The sequence below is a fragment of the Devosia sp. genome (assembly GCF_039927955.1).
In the GTDB taxonomy this organism is placed as follows: Bacteria; Pseudomonadota; Alphaproteobacteria; order Rhizobiales; family Devosiaceae; genus Devosia.
Map to the genome: position 1 here is coordinate 53,448 of NZ_JBDSUA010000022.1, position 19,748 is coordinate 73,195.

A 19,748-nucleotide genomic window follows, 5' to 3' on the forward strand; every position below is an offset into this window, starting at 1 on the left:
GTCATAGGCACTTTGGAGGACGCATCTTGTTCACTCTGATAAACGCCGACGCCGACGACGACGCAGAAATCACCGATCCCCAGGAAATCGCGGAACTGTTCGCCGCCATCGCGGCTGTCGCCATCGAGGCGATTGGTGCGGGGCAGGCAAGGCAGCTGTTCGACGCCGTGGTGGAACAGGACGGCAAGGAGCCGAACTAGGGTTCGCCGATATTCAGGCCAAGCCGGCCTGCAAATGGCGGTTATCTGCGCTTCCGGTGCTCACGTACCAATGTACGCTCCGCTCCGGTTCTCGAAGACCACCATTTTCGACTCGGCCTAGCCAGAAGCTCAACGCTGGTCGTTGGTGTTTTAGTTGCTTAACCGGGCCGCTTCGGCTCCGTGTCGAGTTTTGGCCAGAGTGTTGTGCTCTGGCCGGGTTTGTGCGGTGGCCAACAGGACGCTGCGTGTAAACGCATCGGAGGCGGCCGTGGCCGACGCCAGCTTGTCCAGCATGGAGACGCAACCGTGGATTGTCCCGCTGGGTGACAGAGCGGTGCTGGTGCGCTTTGCCAATTCACTTTCGGACGGCGCCAATCAGGCGGCAATAGGCTTTGCGCGGCGGTTCGGCGTCGATGCGCCCGCGGGGGTGCAGGAGGTGGTGCCGAGCCTGGTTTCGGTGCTGGTGACCTATGATCCCAGCAAGATTGAATGGAGTCGGCTAACGGGGGAATTGCGGCTGGCGCTGTCGGGGCGGTCCGACGATGCGGTCGCCGCGCCGGTTTTGCAAAAAGTGAAGGTCAGATTCGGTGGCGAGGACGGGCCCGATCTCGATGCGGTGGCCGAAACCCTTGGCATGGATGCTGACCGGTTTGTGGAGCTGCATAACCTGAGTTCCCTGCGCGTGCTGGCTGTCGGCTTTGCGCCCGGCTTTGTCTATTGCGGGTTTCATCCAAACGCGCTGATCGTGCCGAGGCGCAGTGCCGTGCGGCCAAGCGTGCCGGCGGGCAGTATCCTGTTTGCCGCGGGCCAGACGGCAATTGCCGCAACGGCGATTCCCACCGGCTGGCATGTGATCGGGCGGACGGCGTTGCGGAATTTTGATCCGCAAGCAGTGCCGCCGACGCGCCTGAGCGCGGGCGATCCGGTGCAGTTCGAGCGGCTTGCATGAGCGGCGCAATTGTCATCACCCGCGCCGGGCCGTTGGCGAGCGTGCAGGATGAGGGGCGCTTCGGCCAGCTTGAGCATGGCGTCACCGCGTCAGGGCCGATGGATCGTCGCGGGTTTCGGCTGGCGGGGGCAATGCTGGGCGTTGCAGGCGCCGCTGGCATCGAGATCACCGCCGCCGGCATTAGGCTGCGGCTGGATGGCGGTTCGTGCCGGGTTGGCCTGGCCGGTGGCGCATTTGGTGCAAGGCATAATGGTGTTGCTGCCGACTGGCCGGGCGTTCTGAGACTTGATGACGGCGATGTGCTTGAAATTACGCCGGGACTGGCGGGCAATTATGGTTATCTGCGGTTTGATCATGAATTGCTCGTGCCGATGGTGCTGGGCAGCCAGGCGACCAATAGTCGGGTTGGACTGGGTGGATTGGATGGGCGGGCAATGCAGGCGGGCGAGCGGCTTGGGTTGGGCCGGAAGGCGGACGTTCGGGTTGTGGGGCCGGCCGATCTGTCATCGGAGGGTCCGATTCGCGTGATCTGGGGTATCCATGCTGAACTGTTCAGCGCGGCCGTGCGGAACAGGTTTGCGGAGGAGACATTGGTGGTGTCGGGCCGGATGGACAGGATGGGGGTGGTGCTGGATGACCGGGCGGGAATATTTGCCGGGGTCAGCAGCCTGTCACTGGTGTCCGATCCAATTGTTGCCGGGGACATTCAGATTTTGGGCAATGGCACACCGACCGTGCTGATGCGGGATCACCAGCCGACCGGCGGCTATCCACGCATTGCCACGGTCATCAGCGCCGATCTGGACCGGTTGGCGCAGATGCGGCCGGGAACTGAGTTGCGGTTTCTGCCGGTCACCGTGGAGCATGCTCACATCATTGCGCGGGCCGGAGGCGGGGCGTGAGCCGGTTCATCGATCTCAACGCCGATCTTGGTGAGGGCATGGGCACCGATGATGACCTGCTCGAGGTCATCTCCAGCGCTTCGATTGCCTGTGGCGGCCATGCCGGCGACGCGCCGACGATCCGGCATATTCTGCGGCATTGCAAGAATCGCGGGGTGCGGGCCGGGGCGCATCCCGGCTATGCCGATCCGAAACGGTTTGGGCGGTTTCGCATCGTCATGCCGCTCGATCAATTGCTGAGCCAGATTCGCTCGCAACTGTTTCTGGTGCGGTTTATTGCCGACGAGGTTGGGGTGCCGCTGTCTTATGTGAAGTTGCACGGCGCGCTGGCCAACCAGACGGCGGAGGAGCTGGCGTTTGCCGTGGGGATTTTCGCCACGATCCAGGCGATGGACGCGCGGATGGCGGTGCTGGCGCTGGATAATAGCCAGCAGGTGCGGGCTGCCAAGGCAGTGGGACTGCCCTTGATCCGCGAAGCTTATGCCGATCGAGCCTATACGCCCGAGGGATTGCTGGTGCCGCGCAGCGCGGAAGGTGCGGTGATCCACGATATGGACGCTGTGGTGGCGCGGTGCGTGCGGTTGGCGCTGCATGGTGAACTGGTGGCCGTGGATGGGACGGTGCTGAAATCGGCGGCCCGCTCGATCTGCCTGCATGGCGACACGCCGGGTGCCGTCGACATGGCACGCGAAGTGCGTGACGCGCTCGAAGGCGAGGGGATCACGATCGCGCCGCAGAACCCGGAAATGCCGCTGGCCTGACGCTGTCGATCTTGCGCGATGGGGCATTCGAGCGCACATAACCGCAGCCATTCGGTTCTCGATCAAGGTGTTCAAAAATGTCTCTGGATATGTATTCGGCCTCGGTGCCGGTGTTTACGCGCATGCTCACCAACCTGCTGGGCATTCTGAGCAAGGCCGAAGCCTATGCGGCCGAGCGCAAGTTCGACGTCAACGTGCTGGTAGACTGTCGGCTGGCGCCGGACATGATCCCGTTCAAGGGGCAGATCATGATCGCCACCGACCACGCCAAGGGCGCTACCGCGCGTCTGGCGGACAAGCCGGTTCCGTCGTGGCCGGATACCGAAACCACCTTTGAGCAGCTCAAGACCCGCATCAACACGGCGCTGAGCTTTCTGGCCGAGGCCAATGCGGCGGATTTTGTCGGGGCGGATGAGCGCAAGGTGACGCTGCGCAATCGCAACAGCGAGACGATCCTCGACGGCCAGACCTACCTGCTGGAACGGGCACTGCCGAATTTTTACTTCCACATCACCACGGCCTACGCGATCCTGCGCCACAATGGCGTGCCGGTCGGCAAGGGCGATTTCCTGGGCTGAACTGACCATCGGCCCGCGCCGCTGGCGTGGGCCTGACCTGCCTAGTTCTTGCCGCGAACCGTTGGCGTTGGGGTGGGTGGTGGAGTGGACGTACCGCTGTTGCGGCTTTGCTGGGTTGGAAAATCTGACGAGTGAACCAGGCTCTGCGGTTGTACTTCGACCTGCTGCACCACGCAATTGCCGGCGCCGGTGATGCGGAAGTCGCGCAGCAGCCGGGTCTGGAACCGGGCATAGAGGAAATTCTGCGACAACGGTATGCGCTCCGGATCCGGACGCAGATAAAGCCGGGCAATGGATCGCGAGGTCTGCGAGAGTTCGCAGCGCTTGTTGAGTGCGACGCATTTGCCGCCGGGCGCGCAGGCCGTCAGCGCGCCCTCGTACAGCATCACCAATGTCTGGTCGCCGGTGACCAGGAAATCGAACTTGGTGCCACGGATGGCAATGGCCGCTGTCGGAGTATTGATCTGATAGGCGGATTTGGCGCTGTGACCGGTGATAAAACGGAAGGTGCCGCCGAGCGCCTTGATTGCCAGTTTCTCCGCGCTGCCGTCATTGCGCATTAGATATTGCTCAATCAGCAGCGAACTGGATGGACCGACCACCAGCCGCGTCTGGTCGCTGAACAGGATTTGTACCTGGCCCGATCGGCCGGTGACGACACGGTCGCCGACCGAAATATCGTCGCCCACGACCAGAGTGCGCGAGCCGGATGATGCGTCAGGGTCGACCCCTACAGCAGTGCCATCACCGCCAGCGCCGATTGCTGCGGTTATTGCCATGGTGGCGATCAAAGCGCCTATTATCAATCGATGCATTGTCATGACCCGAGACTGGCAAAATCAAGCTGAACCGCAACTGAACGTCGCATTAAGGCTAGACTAGCAGCCATTTGCGAACATGTGGAATCACTTGCTCTTCGGATTTGCCGGTTACGGAGCGAGGCGCGATATTGCTCCCAAGCGCGTCGCGGGCTAAGGCAGGGCATGGTTTGCCAGCAGCAGAGCCCGTCATGAAACTCGCCTTCGTTATTCCGGCCTATAATGAGGAAGCCCTGATCGGCAAATGCCTTGAATCGGTGGAGCGTGAAATTGCCCGATCGGGCGTGGATGCGCAGATCATCGTGGTCAACAATGCTTCGACCGACCGGACCGGCGACATCGCCCGTGGTTTTGCCACGGTGCGGGTTGTCGACGAGCCGAAAAAGGGCCTGGTCAATGCGCGCGACGCCGGTTTTGCCGCCAGCGAGGGCGCGGAACTGGTGGCCAATATCGATAGCGACACCATCGTGCCACCGGGCTGGCTCGACACGGTGCTGGCAGAGTTTGGCAGGGACCCCAAGCTGGTCTGCCTGAGCGGGCCTTACGTCTATTACGACATGTCCTGGGCCAATCGGGCGTTGATCAACGCGTTTTACGGACTGACCTATCTGATCTACCTGCTCAACCGCTATGTTCTGCGGGTGGGTTCGGTGGTGCAGGGCGGCAATTTCGTATTCAAGCGCGCCTCCTGGGCAGCGGTTGGGGGGTATGACCACTCGATCCAGTTCTTTGGCGAAGATACCGACGTTGCGGTGCGCTTGTCCAAAGTGGGCGGGGTCAAGTTTTCCTTTGCCCTCAAGATGATGACCTCCGGGCGGCGGCTGGAACAGGAAGGTGTGTTCCGGACGGCGGGCACCTATACCCTCAACTTCTTCTGGGTGACTTTTCGCGGCAAGCCGGCGACCAAGGACTATACCGACATCCGTCCCGACTAGGGTATGGTGTTATTCACGTGATGGTGGCCTGCAAACGGCGATTTTCTGCGCTTCCGGTGCTCACGTACAAGGGTACGCTCCGCCATAGCCCTTCGAGCGTAGCTCTACGGGCGTTCTTCGCCAAAAAGGTCCACTGGACCTTTTTCAAGAAGTTCATCACTTCTCAAAAACCGCCGTTTTCGTCTCACCCTGACGTGAATCTCACCACACCCTGCACTTTCGGGGACGGGGCTTTCTTTCTGTATTTGCTGGGTTAGACTGGCTTGAGCCGCGCGATGGCGGCAGGCGGGCAATCCATGATTCCCACGCAAATTCCGGCCCAGTTGGCGATCAAATCCGGCGCGACGCAGACCCTGGCGCTAAAGCCAGGGCAGGTGTTCGAGGCGATAGTGACTGGCACCAACGCGGCTGGCGTCACCGAAGTGCTGCTTGGCAAGCAGCAGATGGCGGTGACGCTGGCATCGATAATGGCGCCCGGCACCAAGCTGCAGTTGCGGGTGGACATGACCTCGGCCGGGCTACGGTTTGTGGTGACCGGGCAGACGCCACCGACCGAGCAGCAGGCGGGTGCGGCACCGATCCTGACACAGGCGACGCCACCACAGAATTCCACCGTGCCACAGCAGCCCAGATTGCCGTCTGCGCCGACGGTGCAGCCCACTGCTCAGCCGCAGGTTGCGGTCACTGACCATCCGCAGGAGCAGGCGACGATCATCAACCGGCAGCCGGCAGAGCCAGCGCGTCCCGGCGCGTTGCAAACCCAGTCGTTGAAGCCCGGACAGATTATCGAGGCGCGGGTGGTTGGGCAGACGCCGTCTGGCGATACCGAGGTGACCGTGGGCAAGCAGCAGTTGACATTGCCCCTGCCGAACAGTCCGGCGGCGGGCACGATTTTGCAATTGCGCGCCGAGGCGACGCCAGTGGGCCAGCGCCTGGTGGTGGTGGCACAAACACCGCCGCAGCCGCAGGGCGTGGCTTCGCCCGTTCCGCAGCAGGCGACGCCGACGACCACGCAACCCAACCTACAGGTGTCGACCACAGCACCAGGCTCAGGGCTGGCGGCAGAGATTGCCCGTAGCGCCATGCCCCAGGCGGCGGTGACGCAGAATGTTGCGACGCGCGCACAGGCGGCGGTTTCCATGCCAGTGCAGTCGCCCGCCGCGCCAATGCCGCAGACCGAACAGGCGGCGGTGGCCCAGATGGTGCAGCTTTCGGCCGGGCGGCAGAACACCACGACGACTTTGATGAGTGGATTGCAGGCTTTGGCGCAGAGCCAGGTGCCCTTGCCCGCGCCGGTGGCCAAGGCGGCGGCCCAGGTGCTCGCGACGCGGACCGAATTGAACCCGCAGACACTGACGGGGGCAGTGCTGCAAAAGGCGGTGCTGGCTTCAGGGGTGTTTCAGGAAAGCCTGCTGGCGGCCGGCACTGCGCCAAGCACGCCGCAGGGCGATGTGAAATCGGCACTGCTGTCGCTGCGCTCGGCGCTGGTTTCGTGGCTGGGACCAGATGGCGCGGTGGTGATGCCCCATATGCAGCGGCAGCCGCCGGTGCGTGGCAGTGGCCCTCGAGCCCAGCGTGAGGCGGCAGATTTCGGGCCACTCAGTGGTTCGCCGGAGGATATCGGCAAGGCGGTGCTGGACCGGACCGAGGGCGCTTTGGCGCGGTTGCGGCTGCATCAGCATGCGTCGCTGCCGGACCAATCGGTGCGGAGCGGTTCGGAACTGAACCTGGAAATCCCGGTGACCATCAACCAGCAGCAGAGCGTGCTGCAGATGCAGGTGTCGCGCGATGGCGGCGGGGGCAATAGCGCGGCACAGGAGAGCGAGCGCAGCTGGCAGATCCGGTTTGCGATGGACCTGCAAAACCAGGGTGAAGTTGGGGCGCAGGTGGGGCTGCGCGGGCAGAAGGCCAGTGTGCTGCTGTGGGCGGCCGAGGAGGCGACAGCCCAGCAATTGCGGGGCCTGTTGCCGCAACTGGGGGCGGAACTGGCTGCTGCCGGGCTTGATATCGGCTCGATCAGCGTACGCAGCGGTGTGCCTGCCGCGCCAGCCCGGGCGTCGGGCGGATTGGTGGATGCAGTGCGATGAGTGAGGATTTCAAGCCGCCATCGCTGGCCGTGGCGCTGCAGTATGAGAAGGGCAGCCGGGCGGCGCCGCGGGTGACGGCCAAAGGCCGTGGGGCGATTGCCGACCGGATCGTGGCCATGGCGCAAGAGCATGATATCGTCATCGAATCCAACCCGGTGCTAGCGCAGGCGCTGGCGGGAGTGGAGCTGGATGAGGCGATTCCGCTGGAATTGTTCGAGGCGGTCGCCGTGGTGATCGGCTTCGTGCTGCGCACTGGAAAGCGCTGACCCTGCCACATCGATGAACGGTTTCTGAACAGACAACCCAGCATCCGTTCAACGGCGGCGTGATGATTTCGGGCCAATCAGTTTTGGCTCGGGAGCTCGCCATGAACTACCAGATGCGTCGCAAATTCCAGACTGCAAGAACCCTGTTGCTCATCGCCGGAATTTTTGGGCTCGCCATCGTGCTTGGCGTGCCGGCCAAGGCGGCGGAGCAGTATATCGCGGCCGAAGATAACGGCCAGATCGCGTTCATCATGCCTTCGGGCAATATCGGCTGCGTCTATACGCCGGCTGGTGGCACCGAGACCTATTCCACGCTGGATGGGGGCGCCGAACTACAATGTGACCGAGTGGCGCCGAGCTATGTTCGGGTGGTGCTGAGCGCCAGCGGGGCGACGCAACGGATCAACAATCCGGGCGAGCAGCCGTGCTGCTCGATCGAGCCGAAGCTGGCCTATGGCAATACCTGGCGGGCAGGACCGTTCCAGTGCATTTCGGAAACACGCGGCCTGACCTGCGTACGGGACGAGAATACCGGGTTTGTGCTCAGCCGGGCGCAGATTATCGTCAAGTGACGGACGGCTGGTCCTAATACTTTTCGTAGAACTCGTTGCCGCCGGCCATCAGCACATAATGCATGTTGGTGTAGGGGAACCGCAGGCCGGCGGTGTGGAAATGCATGGCATTGCCAACGCCGGGGTGGCGGGCACCGGCCAGCACCTGATCGGCCACTTCGGCGGCGAGAACCACGCCGCTATCGGTCATGCGGCGGCTCATCACGCCATCGGCAAATTGATTTTTCTGGCCGACGACGCCGCAGATCGAATGGGGGTAGCGGCCATCAGCCAACCGGTTCATCACCACGGTGCCGACCGCGAACATGCCTTCGGCGCTGGACCGATTGGATTCAAAATACATTGCCCGCATCAGGCATTCGCGCGGGCTGAGCTGGGCAAAACCCCAATCCCCAAACAACGTGGCGCATCCACCGAGACTGGTGGCGGCAACGCAAATGGCAGCGGCGCGGAGGATGGCTTTGGGCAGGTCAAGCATGCAATTCACCTTCAGATCGACACTTTGGCGGAGTGCCTAATCGAAAATGACGCAACAGACTTAAGGAAGCGGTGAGCCGGAAGGTTAGCAAATCCTGAATCTGCAGAATGCGAATGGCACTGCTTGCAATGATGACCGAGGAACCCATGTTAGGTCGATAAGTCACGGAGCAGAGCAGCGATGGCGAGCAAAAGCAGCCACAGATTGAACCGGTTATTTGACCGCATTCAGCGCCGGATGCCGCCGTTTGCGGCCCGTTGGCTGGAATGGCTGCGCAAGCCTGAGGCCCGGATCGTGCGCATTCCGCTCGGTATTTTGTTCGTGTGCGGCGGGCTGCTGAGCTTCCTGCCGGTGCTGGGCATCTGGATGCTGCCGCTGGGCCTGTTGCTGCTGGCGCTGGACCTGGTGTTCCTGCAGGGGCCGATCAATACGGCGATCCTGCGTGGCACCCGCAAGTGGACGACCTGGAGCCGCAAGCGGCGCGACAAGAAGGCGGCACGTTAGGGCAATCGCCCGGCGGCATATTCTGCTTCGATCAGGTCGACAGTGGTGGCCAGTTTCTCATCGATAATGTGCAGGTATTGGGTCCAGTCGGCCATTGCCGAGAGTTCATGCTTGCCATCGGAGATGCCGCGCAGGGCGATCAAGGGCACATTGAAGGTGTGGCAGGCGCGGAGCAGGGCGTAGGTTTCCATATCGACCATATCGGCCTCGATGGCATCATAGGCGGCGCCGGAGACGATGTTGGCGCCGGTGGAGAGGCCGGCTTGGGCGATGCCGGGCAGTGCTGGCGATAGCGGCACGATAATCGGCAGATCAAGGAACGGGGTCTGCCCCTTGGGGAAGCCCAGGGCCGAGGCATCCATGTCGCGATAGCCGACGCTGCTGGCCTGGTAGATGCCGCATTGTTCGAGCGTGCGGGAGCCGGCGGAGCCGAGGGAGACGACCAGGCTGGGCAGTTTCCCGTTGGTGTCGGCCTGCGCAAGCGCGTGGGTGAGTGCAATGGCGGCTTCCACCGGCCCGACGCCGCAGAGCAGTGGGGTAATGCGCGATCGCAGATGCGGACCGTATTCGGCGCTGGCGGCCATGACATAGAGAATGGACATGGGCTACCCTAACAAGGTGCTGGCGCTTGCCAAGGGGGCGCGCAACTCTCGGGCCGGTTTCGTGTTAGTCCCTTGCTGATCAATTGAAAGGAGCGTGCCATGTTCGCCAATCGCGCTGTTTCTGCCATGCTGCCGGCCAACGACCTGGAGCGCGCCAAGCGCTGGTATGCGGAGGTACTGGGTATTTCGCCGACCGAAAGCAGCCCATATGGCGCGTCGTACAGTTTTGGCGGGGTGACCGCCTATATGTACCAATCCGAATTTGCGGGCACGGCCAAGCATACGCTGTTCACCTTCACCAGCAGCGACGTGGAGGCGGACATGAAGGCCCTGCGCGCCAAGGGCGTGGTGTTTCTCGACTACGATCTGCCGGGGCTGAAAACCGTCAACGGGCTGGCAACGTTCGGGCCGGTGAAAAATGCCTGGGCGCAGGATTCCGAGGGGAATATTCTGGGGTTTGTCGAAGGGATGTAAGGGCGCTGCGTCTAGGACATCTCGTAGAGAGTCGTTCTGATCCTACCCACGCTGCCGGTGTTTTCAGGCTCACAGAGCACCCGGCACGCCTTGTACCTCAGGTTGAAGGGGGGGAGCGCGAGGTCCACGCCAGAGTGGCTTTCTATTGGCCGCACCGAAAAGCCGGCCCGGTGGTCGATGTTGGCCTCGAACGATCCAGCAGGCACACCCTCAGTGATAATCACGGCCTTGAAGGCCGATAGCTTCGGTACGATCCGCGCAATATCAGCGTTTGAGAGGTGCTGGAGAACCTGCCTGATGGTGAGCACGTCTCCGGGAGGTATCTCATCCTCGACAGCATTGAGCACCAGGAATTCCAGGTCTGGATCGGTAAACCGGCTTCGATCCTGCTCGATGATCGCGGTGGAGATATCGCAGGCAATGTACTTCGCCGTAAAAGGCCGTATCTGCCGTCCAACTTCGAAATCTCCGCATCCGACATCCACCACCGTGACACCCGCAGGCACGGTCTTGAGATAGTTGCCAACACTCGCAACGTATGGCCCGACAATGGCTTGATCGCGGGTGCCGTTACCAGAACTCAGCGAACCATCAGCGTTGCTGCCCCAATACCCCCGACGATAAATCTCGTTAAATTTCCCCGCCAAGGGTAGTGAAGCAATACCAGCCTCGCGTGCTGCCTTGATGCTTTTCCAACGTAATTCTTTGACCTGCGCGGGAACAATTGAGCGCAATATTGACTTTATGCTCATAGATACATCCTCACAAAATGTGAGGGGACCGTATCGTCTTGTGAATTTCCGTCAAGTATTAGCGTCGATCTTAGGTTGCCGGGCCGACTGTTAATCGCCCGGGGCGTCTTTGATGACCAGGTATTCTCCAAGCACTAGAGGGAGTTACTGAGGCTTTGGGTTCTTCTGCGGGCCAGACGCCTGCTGCTTTGCGGCCTCCCATTCCTCGACCGTTTGGGTCTTGATCTCGAACTGGTCGCGGGTGCGGGTGTAGCTGTGGCCACCGAGGCGGCCGATGGCGTCCATCTTGTGTTGATCGACGTGGAGCCGGTCATTGACCGCGTCGGAGCGCACGAACAGGCCGACGACTTCGCCGAGGATGATTTCGCGGGCCTTGCCGACTTCCAGGGTCATGTAGCGCTTGCATTCCAGCGCGGCGGGCGCATTGAGGATGCGCGGGCTGCGGACGTGCTGGCCGGGCACGGTAGTGAGGCCGGCTTCCTTGAGTTCATCGACATCGGGGCCGAATTTGATGGCGCAGATTTCCATCTGTCGGACCATGGCATCATCACAGATATGGACGGTGAATTCGCCGGTTTCGCGGATGTTGCGGGCGGTGTCCTTGAAGCGCAGGTCTGAGTAGTTTTCGACGCCGATGGCGACGATGGCCGGATCGTGGGTCAGGACATTGAAGAAGCTGAACGGCCCAGCATTGGCTTTGCCATCGGCGCTGAACGTGGTGATCAGGGCGATGGGGCGTGGAATGACGGTGCCGATCAGCAGTTTGTAGCGGTCGCGGGCCGACATTTCGGTGAAGTCGAAATGGGTGTGCTGTTTGATTTCACTCATGGAATGGCGATCCGATCTGCGGTTGGCGCAGCATTGCAGCGGGATTGGCGCAGTTCAAGGAATTGCGCATCGGGCTGCTGCAAGGCTGGTGGGCGCAGCGCGCAGTGCGATCACTTGGCCGCGACTGTGTAACCGCAGGGGCATCCCGCACGAACAGGCTTGCAGTGAACCCAAGGGGAGCGGAGCGATGAAGCGTTTGGCGATGATTTCGGCCAGTGTAGTGCTGGCAACGGGGCTGGGTGCGGGGGCGGCGGTTGCGGGTTCGCCGACGGTGGTGGAGCTGTTTACCAGCCAGGGCTGTTCGTCGTGTCCGCCAGCCAATGCCAATCTGATTACGCTGAGCGATCGGCCGGATATGCTGACGCTGAGTTTTGCCGTGACCTATTGGGATTATCTGGGCTGGAAGGATTCGTTTGGCCAGGAGGCCTATACCGATCGGCAGCGGATTTATGAGCCGGCGCTGGGCGAGCAGGGGCCCTTTACGCCGCAGATGGTGGTCAATGGCGCGGGTACGGTCGTCGGCAATCGGATCGAGCAGGTTGACGAACTGATTGCGCGCCTGCCCAGGATCAGTGGGCCGGCGGTGAGCCTGGCTGGCGGCAAAGTCAGCATTGCGGCGGGTGCCGCGCCCGGCGCCGGTACGGATGTGTGGCTGGTGCGGTATGATCCCAAGGTGGTCGAGGTGCCGGTGGCGCGGGGCGAGAATACCGGGCGGACACTACCCCATACCCATGTGGTGCATGATCTGCAGCGGCTGGGAACATGGACCGGCGCTGCCGCGTCGTTTGCGGTGCCACAGGCCAGCGGCGGGCTGAAGACCGCGGTGCTGGTGCAAGGCAAATCCGGCGGGCAGATCGTTGGTGTGGGGACCGACTAGGGCCGCATCGGGTGCGGGAGTTCTTGTCGTCGTGATCGGCGGCGTCTAGGCTTTCGCCCGAGGATGGGTGGGGGCGTATCGATGATCAAGATCTTGCTGCCGGCGCTGATGGCCGGATTGCTGCTGGCGGCGCCGCCAGCTTTGGCGCAGCAGGTCCACAAGGTGCATTTCGATGCGGGGACCTCCGGCGCGACGATCGAGGGTTCGGTAACCGGCGACGAATTTATCGACTATCGGCTGGCGGCGAAGGCCGGGCAGACCATGGCGGTATCGATGGATATCGACAGCAACGGCTATTTCAGCGTGCTGGGGCCGGGCGGCTACGAGAACTTCATCTTCGACGGTTCCATGGACGGCGCTGCGTTCAGCGGCAAGCTGAAAGCCAGTGGCGTTTACGCGGTGCGCATCTACCAGATGGGCGCCGATGCCGATGAGAACGTTACCGGGCATTTCAAGCTGGCCGTTGCCGTCGAGTAGCTCTCAGTGACCGTTTGGAAACTCTACTCTGGCGGCCGTGCGGATCGATACCAGCCTATTTGGAGCCGCCGGCCGACGCTTTGGCATAGGCCTTGAGTGCAACCGCGATTTGCAGGCCGCTCAGGCCCAGATCACCGCGCGTGGTCGCGGTCTTAAGTTTGCCCAGGCCGATGCGCGTGCGCAGGCCGAAGAACGGATTTTCGACGCCCTTGACCAATTCCTTCTGGCCGACCGCCGCATCGAGCGCCAGCGTCGCATCGATAATCTGCTTGCGGCTGGCGGCGGTGAGCACGGCGTCGCTTTCGCTAGGTTTGTCGCGCACCGCGGTGACGCCACTGACGATTTCCTTGTCGGCGATGCGCTCATAGTCGCGACCGATTTCGACCTGCTTGGTGCCGGTGGGAACCAATTGGGTGCCGACTTGCACTTTTTCAGTGGTCGGGCCGGCTTCATAATCGCCCGGCGTGATACCTAGAGCGTCGAGCGGGCTGGGGGTGCCGTCTGCCGCATCATCAATGCTCAGCGATGCCAGGTCGTCGGTCTTGAGTTTAAGCTTGCCCTCGGTGTCGAGGCTGGCCTGCATCCCGGGGATGGTATTGAGCGCCTTGGTCAGCTTGTCGGCCAGGGCACCGGCGCCGGGGGTATAGTCGAAGGCGGTGATGGCGGCGCCGATCTTTAGGCTGACGCGATTGCCGGTGAAGGTGATCTCGGCTGGATCGCCGTCACCAACCTGCACCGTAAAATTGGCGCCGTCATCGATCTGGGCGGTGGCCAGATCGCTATGCGGCTTGATTGGCTTGGTGCCATTGACGATGGTGGCGACAACCGGTCGGTCTTCATAGACGGGCATGGCCGTCTTGACGATTTCGGTCCTGTAGGTAACCCGCTGCTTGTAGTCGGGCATCTTGGTCTTGTTTTCGACGAAGCGCACGTTGCCGCCCCGAGGCTGGGCATTGTACTTGGCGTCGCTGAGCGCCTTGCCGAGCTTTTTGAGCCCGGCATAGGTGGCGGCCTGCTTGCTCTGGCTGAGCGCTGCGACGCGCGGATCGGTGGCCATCAACGCCTCTGGACTAAGTGAGAGGCAAGTTACGGCAGAATCATTAACAGAGCTTAACACCTGCGCGGCAAATGCCGGCGCCGGATCGCGGCGCCAGTGCAGGCAAATTTGTTCATGGCAATGTCCCCCGAAACGATGAGCGCATCGAGCATGGCGGCGTTGTTTGAGTTCATGGGTGCAATTGGCTGTGATTCGAAATCAGACTGGCGCCAACCGGGCCGTTGCCAGTGGACCGGGCGGCCGCGGGAAGGCCAATGCCACCCCGGCGGCGGCAAGGCCGATGGCCGCGGAGGCGACATAGAGCCAGTGATAATCCCCGAACGTATCGAAGATCCAGCCGCCGCCGAGCGGGCCGATGGCCATGCCGATGCTGGAGGTCATGGTGATACCGCCCAGCACGGTGCCCATGACGCTGGCCGGAAAGTAATCGCGGGCCAGCACCGCATAGAGCGGCATGACGCCGCCATAGGCCATGCCGAGCACGGCGGCGAGCAGGTAGAAATGGGTGAGCTGGCTGACGTAAATGTAGGTGTAGATGCCCGCCGCCTGCAGCACGAGGCCGCCGACGATGACGCGCTTGACCCCGAAGCGGTCGGCCATCAGCCCGAACAGCAGGCGGCCGAACAGGCCGGCGACGCCTTCGACACTGTAGATGCTGGCGGCAGCGAGGGCTGAGGCGCCACAGAGCATGGCATAGCTGACGGTGTGGAAAATCGGGCCGGAATGGGCGGCGCAGCAGAGGCAGAACACGGCGGCCAGCACGATGAATTGCGGGGTGCGCAGGGCGGTGGCGGCGGCGGAGCGACCCGGTTTTGCGGGGTTGGCGGCGGCGGGTTTGGGCTCGGCCTGTGCTGCCGGGGCGCGGCGGATGAGGAACGTCGCGGGGATCAGGATGACCCAGACGCCGATGGCGACGATCAGCATGGCGCTGCGCCAGCCATAGGCTGAGATCAGCACGCTGGCCAGCGGGGTGATCACCATGGGGGCAACGCCGCCGCCGATGGAGACCAGCGACACGGCAAGGCTGCGGTGCTGGTCGAACCAGGCCAGGGTGGTGGCCATGATCGGGGCGAAAAACGCGCCGACCGAGGCGCCGCAGAGGCCGCCATAGGCGATCTGGAACACCAGCAGATTGGGGGCGCGGCTGGCGGTGAACAGGCCGATGCCGAGCATGATCGAGCCGATCAGCACCACCGGGCGCGGCCCGATGCGATCGGTGACGGCGCCCCAGGCAAAGCCGGATACGCCCATGGCGATGAAGGCGATGGTCATGGCGGTGGAGATGCCGGCGCGGCCCCATTGGGTATCGTCGGACATGGGTTGCAAATAGACGGGCAGGGCGAACATGGCGCCCATGGCGATGCAGGTGATCAGCGCGCCCGCTGCAACGATGACCCAGCCGTAATGTCGTTCCATTTTGTCCCCCGCGACAGAATTGTGTCACCTATTGTCGGACGGGGCGAGGCTGGATCGACAGCGGGCGAGTGATTTTTTGCAGTTAGCGTCTGCCTAGAGGGCCTCGATGGCGCCGGTTTCGACCAGGTGGGTGACGTCGAGCCGGTCGGCGCTGCCAGGGATTTTGAGCCAGTGGCGGACGTAGGTGCCGTCGGCCAGCCGATCGCTGTCATTGCCGGAGATGATGCCGGAATAGGTGCCGGGTTCGACGGTGAAGCCGTGGATTTCGGTTTCGCGGGCGATGCGGTAGCTGCTGGGGATGCCGTTGATCATTTGATCCTCCGGGGTTGCGATCTGGTGGTACAAGGCGGCGCGGCGGATAAGGTTGCGGCGGGACGGAGACGAGACAGTGAGCGTTGCCTTTACCAAGGAAGACAGTGCGGAAACGGCGGCGGAAACGCAGCTGCCGGACCGGCCGATTTCGGCGGAGCCGAACCTGGTGACGGCGGCGGGGCTGTTGGCGCTGGAGCGGCAACTGGCCGAGGCGCGGGCGGCCTATGCTGCGGCCAGCGCCATCGAGGAGATCAACGAGCGGCGGCGGCTGTCCGCCGTGCCATTGCGCGATTTGCGCTATTTTACCGACCGGGTGCGGAGCGCGCAGGTGGTGCCTGAGGCGGCGACGACGGATGTGGTGGCGTTCGGCAGCACGGTGCGGTTTCGGCGTGATGACGGGCGGGAGCAGAGTTACCGCATCGTCGGCGAGGATGAGGCTGACCCCAAGGCCGGCTCGATCTCCCATGTTTCCCCGATCGCCCGGGCGCTGATGGGCAAGGGCGAGGGCGACGTGGTCAATATGGGCGAGCGGGAGCTGGAAATTTTGCAGATCAGGTAGATTTGCGCGCCTTGGCGATGGTCCCTGCGGGCGTGCGTACGCGCCGCCTGGCCTTGCGGCGTTGCGGTTGCACGGTAACGGGCGGCCATTGGACCTTCCGAAACAAATAAAGTAGCCCAATGGCCGCCCGTCACGATCCGCTTTTCTGCAAGGGTCCGGTTCAGGCGCACCATTATTGCAGATGCGCATGCCGAGTTTCCACCCGAGCTGGACAGGCGCCCCCATCCCACGATCTCCCCGCCCGACCCTGCGTGGGGGCCGCGTGTATGACGGGGATGGGTGGATAATGCCATGAGGTTTTGGGGGTGGGGATAAGTTTTTTGAAGGGGTGACGTCCGGCGGGGCTCCTGAAGAGACACCAACGCATTGCGCTGGAGTATCAACTATACAGGTCCGCACGCGACCCGATGCTGTCCCCGAAAAACTTAACAACTGCCATCTTTTTGGGAAGTCCGGCAGAACAGCACGTTCTTTCACCTCCTCTTGCAGTCGATCATAAATGTTAATACAATACTAATCTCTTATAGTTTTGCCGGCAACAAGTTGTCGACCCAGCGCTGACCTTCGGAGGCCGTTTTGGATCCTTATGCTCTTGCGGTGCGTGAATTTTGCAAGATGGCGGCCAGACCTGCAGCGATGCTTTTTATCCTCATTAGTTTGGCGGGCTGTTCCGACTTTGAAATAACCGAAACAAGCCAGGCACAGTCCAGAAATTGCGGCTTTGGCAATTGCCGTCAAAATGAAGTTTGTTACAACAATGGGTATTGTCGTCCCGTGCAACAGCAGGGCAATGGCAATTGGGCACAGCGTTACGGCCAGATGCCGATGATGCGACCTAATGGACCGCCCGGTTACGGAAATGTTTATGCTCAAAGGCCCGGGTTTGCGGCAAACCAGGTTGCGCAGGGCTCGTACGAGGCTGGCGCCGGCCAGCCAGCCCGAGCAATGAACGGCAAAAACCCATTGGCCGCGGGCCCCTGCGGTGCCCTTGTCAAACCAACGCCGGACGGGGTGGAACAAGCGGCCAAGAATCCGGCAGCCCGCATGCCGGTATGTTAGCGATCGCCCTGCGGATCGTGTTGGCGCTTTCGATTTTGGCGACTTGTCATACGGCAACTGCACAGCCGATCGACGCCGGCTCATTTCATCCAAAGTGCGAGGCTGCGTACCACGCGTTGCCGTTACAAAACGGCTTTGCCGTGGATAAAACGCCCAGGGCGTGCTGGAGGTGGTTGGGGAAGGCGAGCCGATGAAGGCGCATTTTCGGGCGCATTTAAAGGAATACACCGCCTTTGACGAGGACTGCTTTGCCCGATGGGCAGATATTATGCAGCCCGAGACGCGGGAGTTTTTGAGCAATAATGTGGGTGTGCTGTTCCATTTCTCGGGCGGTGAAAGCCTGCCATTCTGTTCGGCTTTCAGGATTGCCCCCAATCTCATAGCAACGGCGCATCATTGTATTCCGGGGGTGCAGCTGGTGTTTCGTCCGCTCGGCCATCCCGAGCAGGAGATCAAGGTGATCAAGGAGGTCAAATCGGTTGTTGCGCGCGGCGACGCCGCCGCGGACCTCGACGATTGGGCAGTTTATCAAATCGCCGACACCGACTTGCCCTACACTTGGACGCCGGACGTGTTCGCCGGAGATATCCTGCCTGACAATGCGGTCTATATCTTCTCGATCAGCGAATTTGCCTATTTCATTACCGAACAGGGCAATCCCGATAAATGGCGTGATGCAATGCGCTTTTCGCGGGTTAACGGGGGGAAGCTCTGGCCCGTTCTGGATGTGGGTGCCAGTTTGTCGAAGAATCCCGAACTGGTTTCGAGATGCCTGTTTGACCGCATTCCGACATTCGCGATCATGAGCGGCGCGGCGATCATGGCAATCCGCAGGCCCGAGGGCGATCGACCGGCCCGCCGCCTGATTGCCGGGATGCACCTTCGGAACGGCGCGCTGCTAAGCGACGGCGACCGCTCCTGCGGCACCCAAACCGGATTTAACGTCGGCGTTCGGCTGGCGCCTGAAATTCTGGCCATCGCAACGGGGAAAGCTCAATGAAACTCAATGGCGTGGTTGCCGCTCTCGTCTTTGCCATCATGGCTGGGCCAGCGCTGGCGCATGACTTGCCGGGACTGGTCGGCGACGAGGCGGTTCTGGACGATGACGAGAAGGCCACGCTGGAGCAAATTGACGCCGAGGAAGCCGAGATCAGCGCGCTGCTGGCAAAAGGCGCTTCCACCGTTGGACTTGAAGGGATCATGGATAGCGCGCTGGTTTGGCGCAAGGACGTGTTGACCGCGTGTTTTTTTGCGGGATCAGCGCAGTCCGCCCGCAACGCCATTGCCGGGGTGGCGGCCGATTGGACGACCGGTACCAGATTGAGCTTTGATTTTGGCCCTGAAGGAAACCGGCGCCAATGCGACCCGGCGCATCCCAGCGACATCCGCATCGCCTTCAAGGGCGGAAACGAAGGCGGCGAGTGGTCCCGTGTAGGTGCCGAAGCCAAGCTGGTCAAAAACACCGCGCCGACGATGAATTTCGAGGGCCTCGATCAAATCGCCACTGCTAGTGAATCGCAGCGTGGCACGATCCTGCATGAGTTCGGACACGCCATTGGCTTCAAGCACGAACACCAATCGATCGCGGCTGATTGCGACAAGCAGTTCAATTGGGATTACCTTTACACCCAGCTGGGCTGGACCAAGAAGGTGGTCGACCACAACATGGCCAAGCTGTCGCTGGCGACGACCAAGACGCTGATTGCGACCCCGTTCGATCGGCAGTCGATCATGCTCTATTCCCTGAACAGAGGGGCGTTCCTGGACCCCGACCATGCGAGTTGTTACATCCCGCGCCAGACGACGCGCATTTCGGCTGTTGACCGGGCATTGGCGCAGCAGCTTTATGCAATTGCCGACGGCAATATCCCTGACGGCGCCCCGCCCGAACCCAATCTGGAACTGCTCGCTCCGCTCAACAAAATCGCCGGGATTTTGGGAGAGTAGGGCAGGCAAACCCAAGCGGGCGTCCGGTGAGGTGCTTTGCATGGCAAGGCTCGAACGACGGGGCGTGGCTCACGGGCCGCTCGTGGTTCGAGGCTCGCGAAGGGCTTGAACCTCACCATGAGGTCTTTTTTGGGGGGTGGGTTGGGCTTGGCAGGTTAGTTTCTCGTCGGGGCGCAAGAGGTGACTGATGCAGGTCAGTGTTTACATTCTGGATCGTGCCCCATAGCGTGGTGTAACTGAGGCAGGGCCTCCACGCATTTCCGGCTTGGCCGGGATGATCAGCGTGCGGGAACTGCCGGCAAGCTGATGAGCGGATCATCGCGCATTTGTCCGATGGT

24 protein-coding genes and 1 pseudogene are annotated in these 19,748 nt (G+C 62.0%); 17 read left to right on the forward strand and 8 right to left on the reverse strand.

All coding sequences use genetic code 11. The annotated features are described in order from the left end of the window. Positions 1 to 26: 26 nt before the first annotated feature. From ABIT12_RS06585 to ABIT12_RS06605, 5 genes are all read left to right on the forward strand, one after another. Positions 27 to 200, forward strand: a complete 174-nt coding sequence (locus ABIT12_RS06585; RefSeq protein WP_348045945.1) for a hypothetical protein — start codon at positions 27 to 29, stop codon at positions 198 to 200. Positions 201 to 468: 268 nt separating this feature from the next. After that, positions 469 to 1,149 (forward strand): carboxyltransferase domain-containing protein, encoded by a 681-nt coding sequence (locus tag ABIT12_RS06590; protein ID WP_348045947.1) that lies wholly within the window; start codon positions 469 to 471, stop codon positions 1,147 to 1,149. Then, the gene (locus ABIT12_RS06595) at positions 1,146 to 2,051 is read left to right on the forward strand and encodes a biotin-dependent carboxyltransferase family protein (protein WP_348045949.1); all 906 of its coding nucleotides are present in this window, start codon (positions 1,146 to 1,148) and stop codon (positions 2,049 to 2,051) included. Before ABIT12_RS06590 ends, ABIT12_RS06595 begins: the two co-directional genes overlap by 4 nt. Then, positions 2,048 to 2,812, forward strand: a complete 765-nt coding sequence (locus ABIT12_RS06600) for a 5-oxoprolinase subunit PxpA (RefSeq protein ID WP_348045951.1) — start codon at positions 2,048 to 2,050, stop codon at positions 2,810 to 2,812. Before ABIT12_RS06595 ends, ABIT12_RS06600 begins: the two co-directional genes overlap by 4 nt. A gap of 77 nt (positions 2,813 to 2,889) precedes the next feature. After that, positions 2,890 to 3,390: a DUF1993 domain-containing protein gene (locus tag ABIT12_RS06605; RefSeq protein ID WP_348045953.1), complete on the forward strand. Its 501-nt coding sequence runs from the start codon at positions 2,890 to 2,892 to the stop codon at positions 3,388 to 3,390. A 41-nt stretch (positions 3,391 to 3,431) separates the two neighbouring features. Here ABIT12_RS06605 and ABIT12_RS06610 read toward each other — a convergent pair whose 3' ends face one another. Continuing rightward, positions 3,432 to 4,169, reverse strand: a complete 738-nt coding sequence (locus tag ABIT12_RS06610; RefSeq protein WP_348045955.1) for a FecR domain-containing protein — start codon at positions 4,167 to 4,169, stop codon at positions 3,432 to 3,434. Between the two features lie 230 nt (positions 4,170 to 4,399). Between ABIT12_RS06610 and ABIT12_RS06615 the strand changes: the two genes are divergently transcribed. The 4 genes from ABIT12_RS06615 to ABIT12_RS06630 all read left to right on the forward strand — a co-directional run bounded on the left by ABIT12_RS06615 (position 4,400) and on the right by ABIT12_RS06630 (position 8,068). Continuing rightward, entirely contained in the window at positions 4,400 to 5,143 is a 744-nt protein-coding gene (locus ABIT12_RS06615) for a glycosyltransferase family 2 protein (protein WP_348045957.1), read from the forward strand. Between the two features lie 296 nt (positions 5,144 to 5,439). After that, positions 5,440 to 7,230 (forward strand): flagellar hook-length control protein FliK, encoded by a 1,791-nt coding sequence (locus tag ABIT12_RS06620; protein ID WP_348045959.1) that lies wholly within the window; start codon positions 5,440 to 5,442, stop codon positions 7,228 to 7,230. Then, on the forward strand, positions 7,227 to 7,496 hold the full coding sequence (locus ABIT12_RS06625; RefSeq protein WP_348045961.1) for an EscU/YscU/HrcU family type III secretion system export apparatus switch protein: 270 nt from the start codon (positions 7,227 to 7,229) through the stop codon (positions 7,494 to 7,496). Before ABIT12_RS06620 ends, ABIT12_RS06625 begins: the two co-directional genes overlap by 4 nt. A 101-nt stretch (positions 7,497 to 7,597) precedes the next feature. After that, entirely contained in the window at positions 7,598 to 8,068 is a 471-nt protein-coding gene (locus ABIT12_RS06630) for a hypothetical protein (RefSeq protein ID WP_348045963.1), read from the forward strand. Between the two features lie 19 nt (positions 8,069 to 8,087). Here ABIT12_RS06630 and ABIT12_RS06635 read toward each other — a convergent pair. Further along, positions 8,088 to 8,546: pseudogene (locus ABIT12_RS06635) on the reverse strand (cell wall hydrolase); the annotation flags it as partial. A gap of 204 nt (positions 8,547 to 8,750) precedes the next feature. On the opposite strand from ABIT12_RS06635, the gene ABIT12_RS06640 reads away from it, so the two are divergent. Further along, a complete protein-coding gene (locus ABIT12_RS06640; protein WP_348045965.1) occupies positions 8,751 to 9,050 on the forward strand; it encodes a hypothetical protein in 300 nt (99 codons plus the stop codon). On the opposite strand, the gene ABIT12_RS06645 is transcribed toward ABIT12_RS06640, so the two are convergent. Continuing rightward, complete coding sequence (locus ABIT12_RS06645) at positions 9,047 to 9,652, reverse strand: 5'-methylthioadenosine/S-adenosylhomocysteine nucleosidase (protein WP_348045967.1); 606 nt, start codon at positions 9,650 to 9,652, stop codon at positions 9,047 to 9,049. The genes ABIT12_RS06640 and ABIT12_RS06645 overlap by 4 nt on opposite strands. Positions 9,653 to 9,751: 99 nt before the next feature. Here ABIT12_RS06645 and ABIT12_RS06650 point away from each other — a divergent pair, with 99 nt between their 5' ends. Next, positions 9,752 to 10,126 (forward strand): VOC family protein, encoded by a 375-nt coding sequence (locus tag ABIT12_RS06650; RefSeq protein ID WP_348045969.1) that lies wholly within the window; start codon positions 9,752 to 9,754, stop codon positions 10,124 to 10,126. Positions 10,127 to 10,137: 11 nt separating this feature from the next. On the opposite strand, the gene ABIT12_RS06655 is transcribed toward ABIT12_RS06650, so the two are convergent. Both ABIT12_RS06655 and ABIT12_RS06660 read right to left on the reverse strand, forming a co-directional pair. Beyond that, positions 10,138 to 10,878 (reverse strand): class I SAM-dependent methyltransferase, encoded by a 741-nt coding sequence (locus ABIT12_RS06655; protein ID WP_348045971.1) that lies wholly within the window; start codon positions 10,876 to 10,878, stop codon positions 10,138 to 10,140. Between the two features lie 144 nt (positions 10,879 to 11,022). Then, positions 11,023 to 11,706: a flavin reductase family protein gene (locus ABIT12_RS06660; protein ID WP_348045973.1), complete on the reverse strand. Its 684-nt coding sequence runs from the start codon at positions 11,704 to 11,706 to the stop codon at positions 11,023 to 11,025. Positions 11,707 to 11,893: 187 nt separating this feature from the next. On the opposite strand from ABIT12_RS06660, the gene ABIT12_RS06665 reads away from it, so the two are divergent. Both ABIT12_RS06665 and ABIT12_RS06670 read left to right on the forward strand, forming a co-directional pair. After that, positions 11,894 to 12,583, forward strand: a complete 690-nt coding sequence (locus tag ABIT12_RS06665; RefSeq protein ID WP_348045975.1) for a DUF1223 domain-containing protein — start codon at positions 11,894 to 11,896, stop codon at positions 12,581 to 12,583. 81 nt (positions 12,584 to 12,664) lie between these two features. After that, positions 12,665 to 13,060 (forward strand): hypothetical protein, encoded by a 396-nt coding sequence (locus ABIT12_RS06670; RefSeq protein WP_348045977.1) that lies wholly within the window; start codon positions 12,665 to 12,667, stop codon positions 13,058 to 13,060. A gap of 55 nt (positions 13,061 to 13,115) precedes the next feature. Here the strand turns inward: ABIT12_RS06670 and ABIT12_RS06675 are convergent, their stop codons facing one another. From ABIT12_RS06675 to ABIT12_RS06685, 3 genes are all read right to left on the reverse strand, one after another. Further along, positions 13,116 to 14,117 carry a hypothetical protein gene (locus ABIT12_RS06675; RefSeq protein WP_348045982.1) on the reverse strand — a complete coding sequence of 334 codons (1,002 nt, stop codon included), beginning with the start codon at positions 14,115 to 14,117 and terminating at the stop codon, positions 13,116 to 13,118. Positions 14,118 to 14,315: 198 nt separating this feature from the next. Continuing rightward, the gene (locus tag ABIT12_RS06680; protein WP_348045984.1) at positions 14,316 to 15,533 is read right to left on the reverse strand and encodes an MFS transporter; all 1,218 of its coding nucleotides are present in this window, start codon (positions 15,531 to 15,533) and stop codon (positions 14,316 to 14,318) included. 93 nt (positions 15,534 to 15,626) lie between these two features. Continuing rightward, entirely contained in the window at positions 15,627 to 15,845 is a 219-nt protein-coding gene (locus ABIT12_RS06685; RefSeq protein ID WP_348045986.1) for a hypothetical protein, read from the reverse strand. A gap of 76 nt (positions 15,846 to 15,921) precedes the next feature. On the opposite strand from ABIT12_RS06685, the gene greA reads away from it, so the two are divergent. The 4 genes from greA (at position 15,922) to ABIT12_RS06705 (ending at position 19,410) form a co-directional block, all read left to right on the forward strand. Next, positions 15,922 to 16,404: a transcription elongation factor GreA gene (greA, locus tag ABIT12_RS06690; RefSeq protein WP_348045991.1), complete on the forward strand. Its 483-nt coding sequence runs from the start codon at positions 15,922 to 15,924 to the stop codon at positions 16,402 to 16,404. Positions 16,405 to 16,980: 576 nt separating this feature from the next. After that, positions 16,981 to 17,463 (forward strand): hypothetical protein, encoded by a 483-nt coding sequence (locus ABIT12_RS06695; protein WP_348045993.1) that lies wholly within the window; start codon positions 16,981 to 16,983, stop codon positions 17,461 to 17,463. Between the two features lie 160 nt (positions 17,464 to 17,623). Then, complete coding sequence (locus tag ABIT12_RS06700) at positions 17,624 to 18,463, forward strand: hypothetical protein (RefSeq protein ID WP_348045995.1); 840 nt, start codon at positions 17,624 to 17,626, stop codon at positions 18,461 to 18,463. Then, positions 18,460 to 19,410, forward strand: coding sequence for a M12 family metallopeptidase (locus ABIT12_RS06705; RefSeq protein WP_348045997.1), 951 nt, complete (start codon positions 18,460 to 18,462; stop codon positions 19,408 to 19,410). The genes ABIT12_RS06700 and ABIT12_RS06705 overlap by 4 nt, the downstream gene beginning before the upstream one ends. The last annotated feature ends 338 nt before the right edge of the window (positions 19,411 to 19,748 follow it).

Coding starts and splice junctions, on each gene's coding strand:
- ABIT12_RS06685 (WP_348045986.1), bottom strand. CDS start 15,845: ATGATCAACGGCATCCCCAGCAGCTACCGCATCGCCCGCGAAACCGAA.
- ABIT12_RS06655 (WP_348045971.1), bottom strand. CDS start 10,878: ATGAGCATAAAGTCAATATTGCGCTCAATTGTTCCCGCGCAGGTCAAA.
- ABIT12_RS06660 (WP_348045973.1), bottom strand. CDS start 11,706: ATGAGTGAAATCAAACAGCACACCCATTTCGACTTCACCGAAATGTCG.
- ABIT12_RS06620 (WP_348045959.1), top strand. CDS start 5,440: ATGATTCCCACGCAAATTCCGGCCCAGTTGGCGATCAAATCCGGCGCG.
- ABIT12_RS06610 (WP_348045955.1), bottom strand. CDS start 4,169: ATGGCAATAACCGCAGCAATCGGCGCTGGCGGTGATGGCACTGCTGTA.
- ABIT12_RS06705 (WP_348045997.1), top strand. CDS start 18,460: ATGAAACTCAATGGCGTGGTTGCCGCTCTCGTCTTTGCCATCATGGCT.
- ABIT12_RS06605 (WP_348045953.1), top strand. CDS start 2,890: ATGTCTCTGGATATGTATTCGGCCTCGGTGCCGGTGTTTACGCGCATG.
- ABIT12_RS06625 (WP_348045961.1), top strand. CDS start 7,227: ATGAGTGAGGATTTCAAGCCGCCATCGCTGGCCGTGGCGCTGCAGTAT.
- ABIT12_RS06680 (WP_348045984.1), bottom strand. CDS start 15,533: ATGGAACGACATTACGGCTGGGTCATCGTTGCAGCGGGCGCGCTGATC.
- ABIT12_RS06670 (WP_348045977.1), top strand. CDS start 12,665: ATGATCAAGATCTTGCTGCCGGCGCTGATGGCCGGATTGCTGCTGGCG.
- ABIT12_RS06675 (WP_348045982.1), bottom strand. CDS start 14,117: ATGGCCACCGATCCGCGCGTCGCAGCGCTCAGCCAGAGCAAGCAGGCC.
- ABIT12_RS06650 (WP_348045969.1), top strand. CDS start 9,752: ATGTTCGCCAATCGCGCTGTTTCTGCCATGCTGCCGGCCAACGACCTG.
- ABIT12_RS06615 (WP_348045957.1), top strand. CDS start 4,400: ATGAAACTCGCCTTCGTTATTCCGGCCTATAATGAGGAAGCCCTGATC.
- ABIT12_RS06630 (WP_348045963.1), top strand. CDS start 7,598: ATGAACTACCAGATGCGTCGCAAATTCCAGACTGCAAGAACCCTGTTG.
- ABIT12_RS06595 (WP_348045949.1), top strand. CDS start 1,146: ATGAGCGGCGCAATTGTCATCACCCGCGCCGGGCCGTTGGCGAGCGTG.
- ABIT12_RS06645 (WP_348045967.1), bottom strand. CDS start 9,652: ATGTCCATTCTCTATGTCATGGCCGCCAGCGCCGAATACGGTCCGCAT.
- ABIT12_RS06665 (WP_348045975.1), top strand. CDS start 11,894: ATGAAGCGTTTGGCGATGATTTCGGCCAGTGTAGTGCTGGCAACGGGG.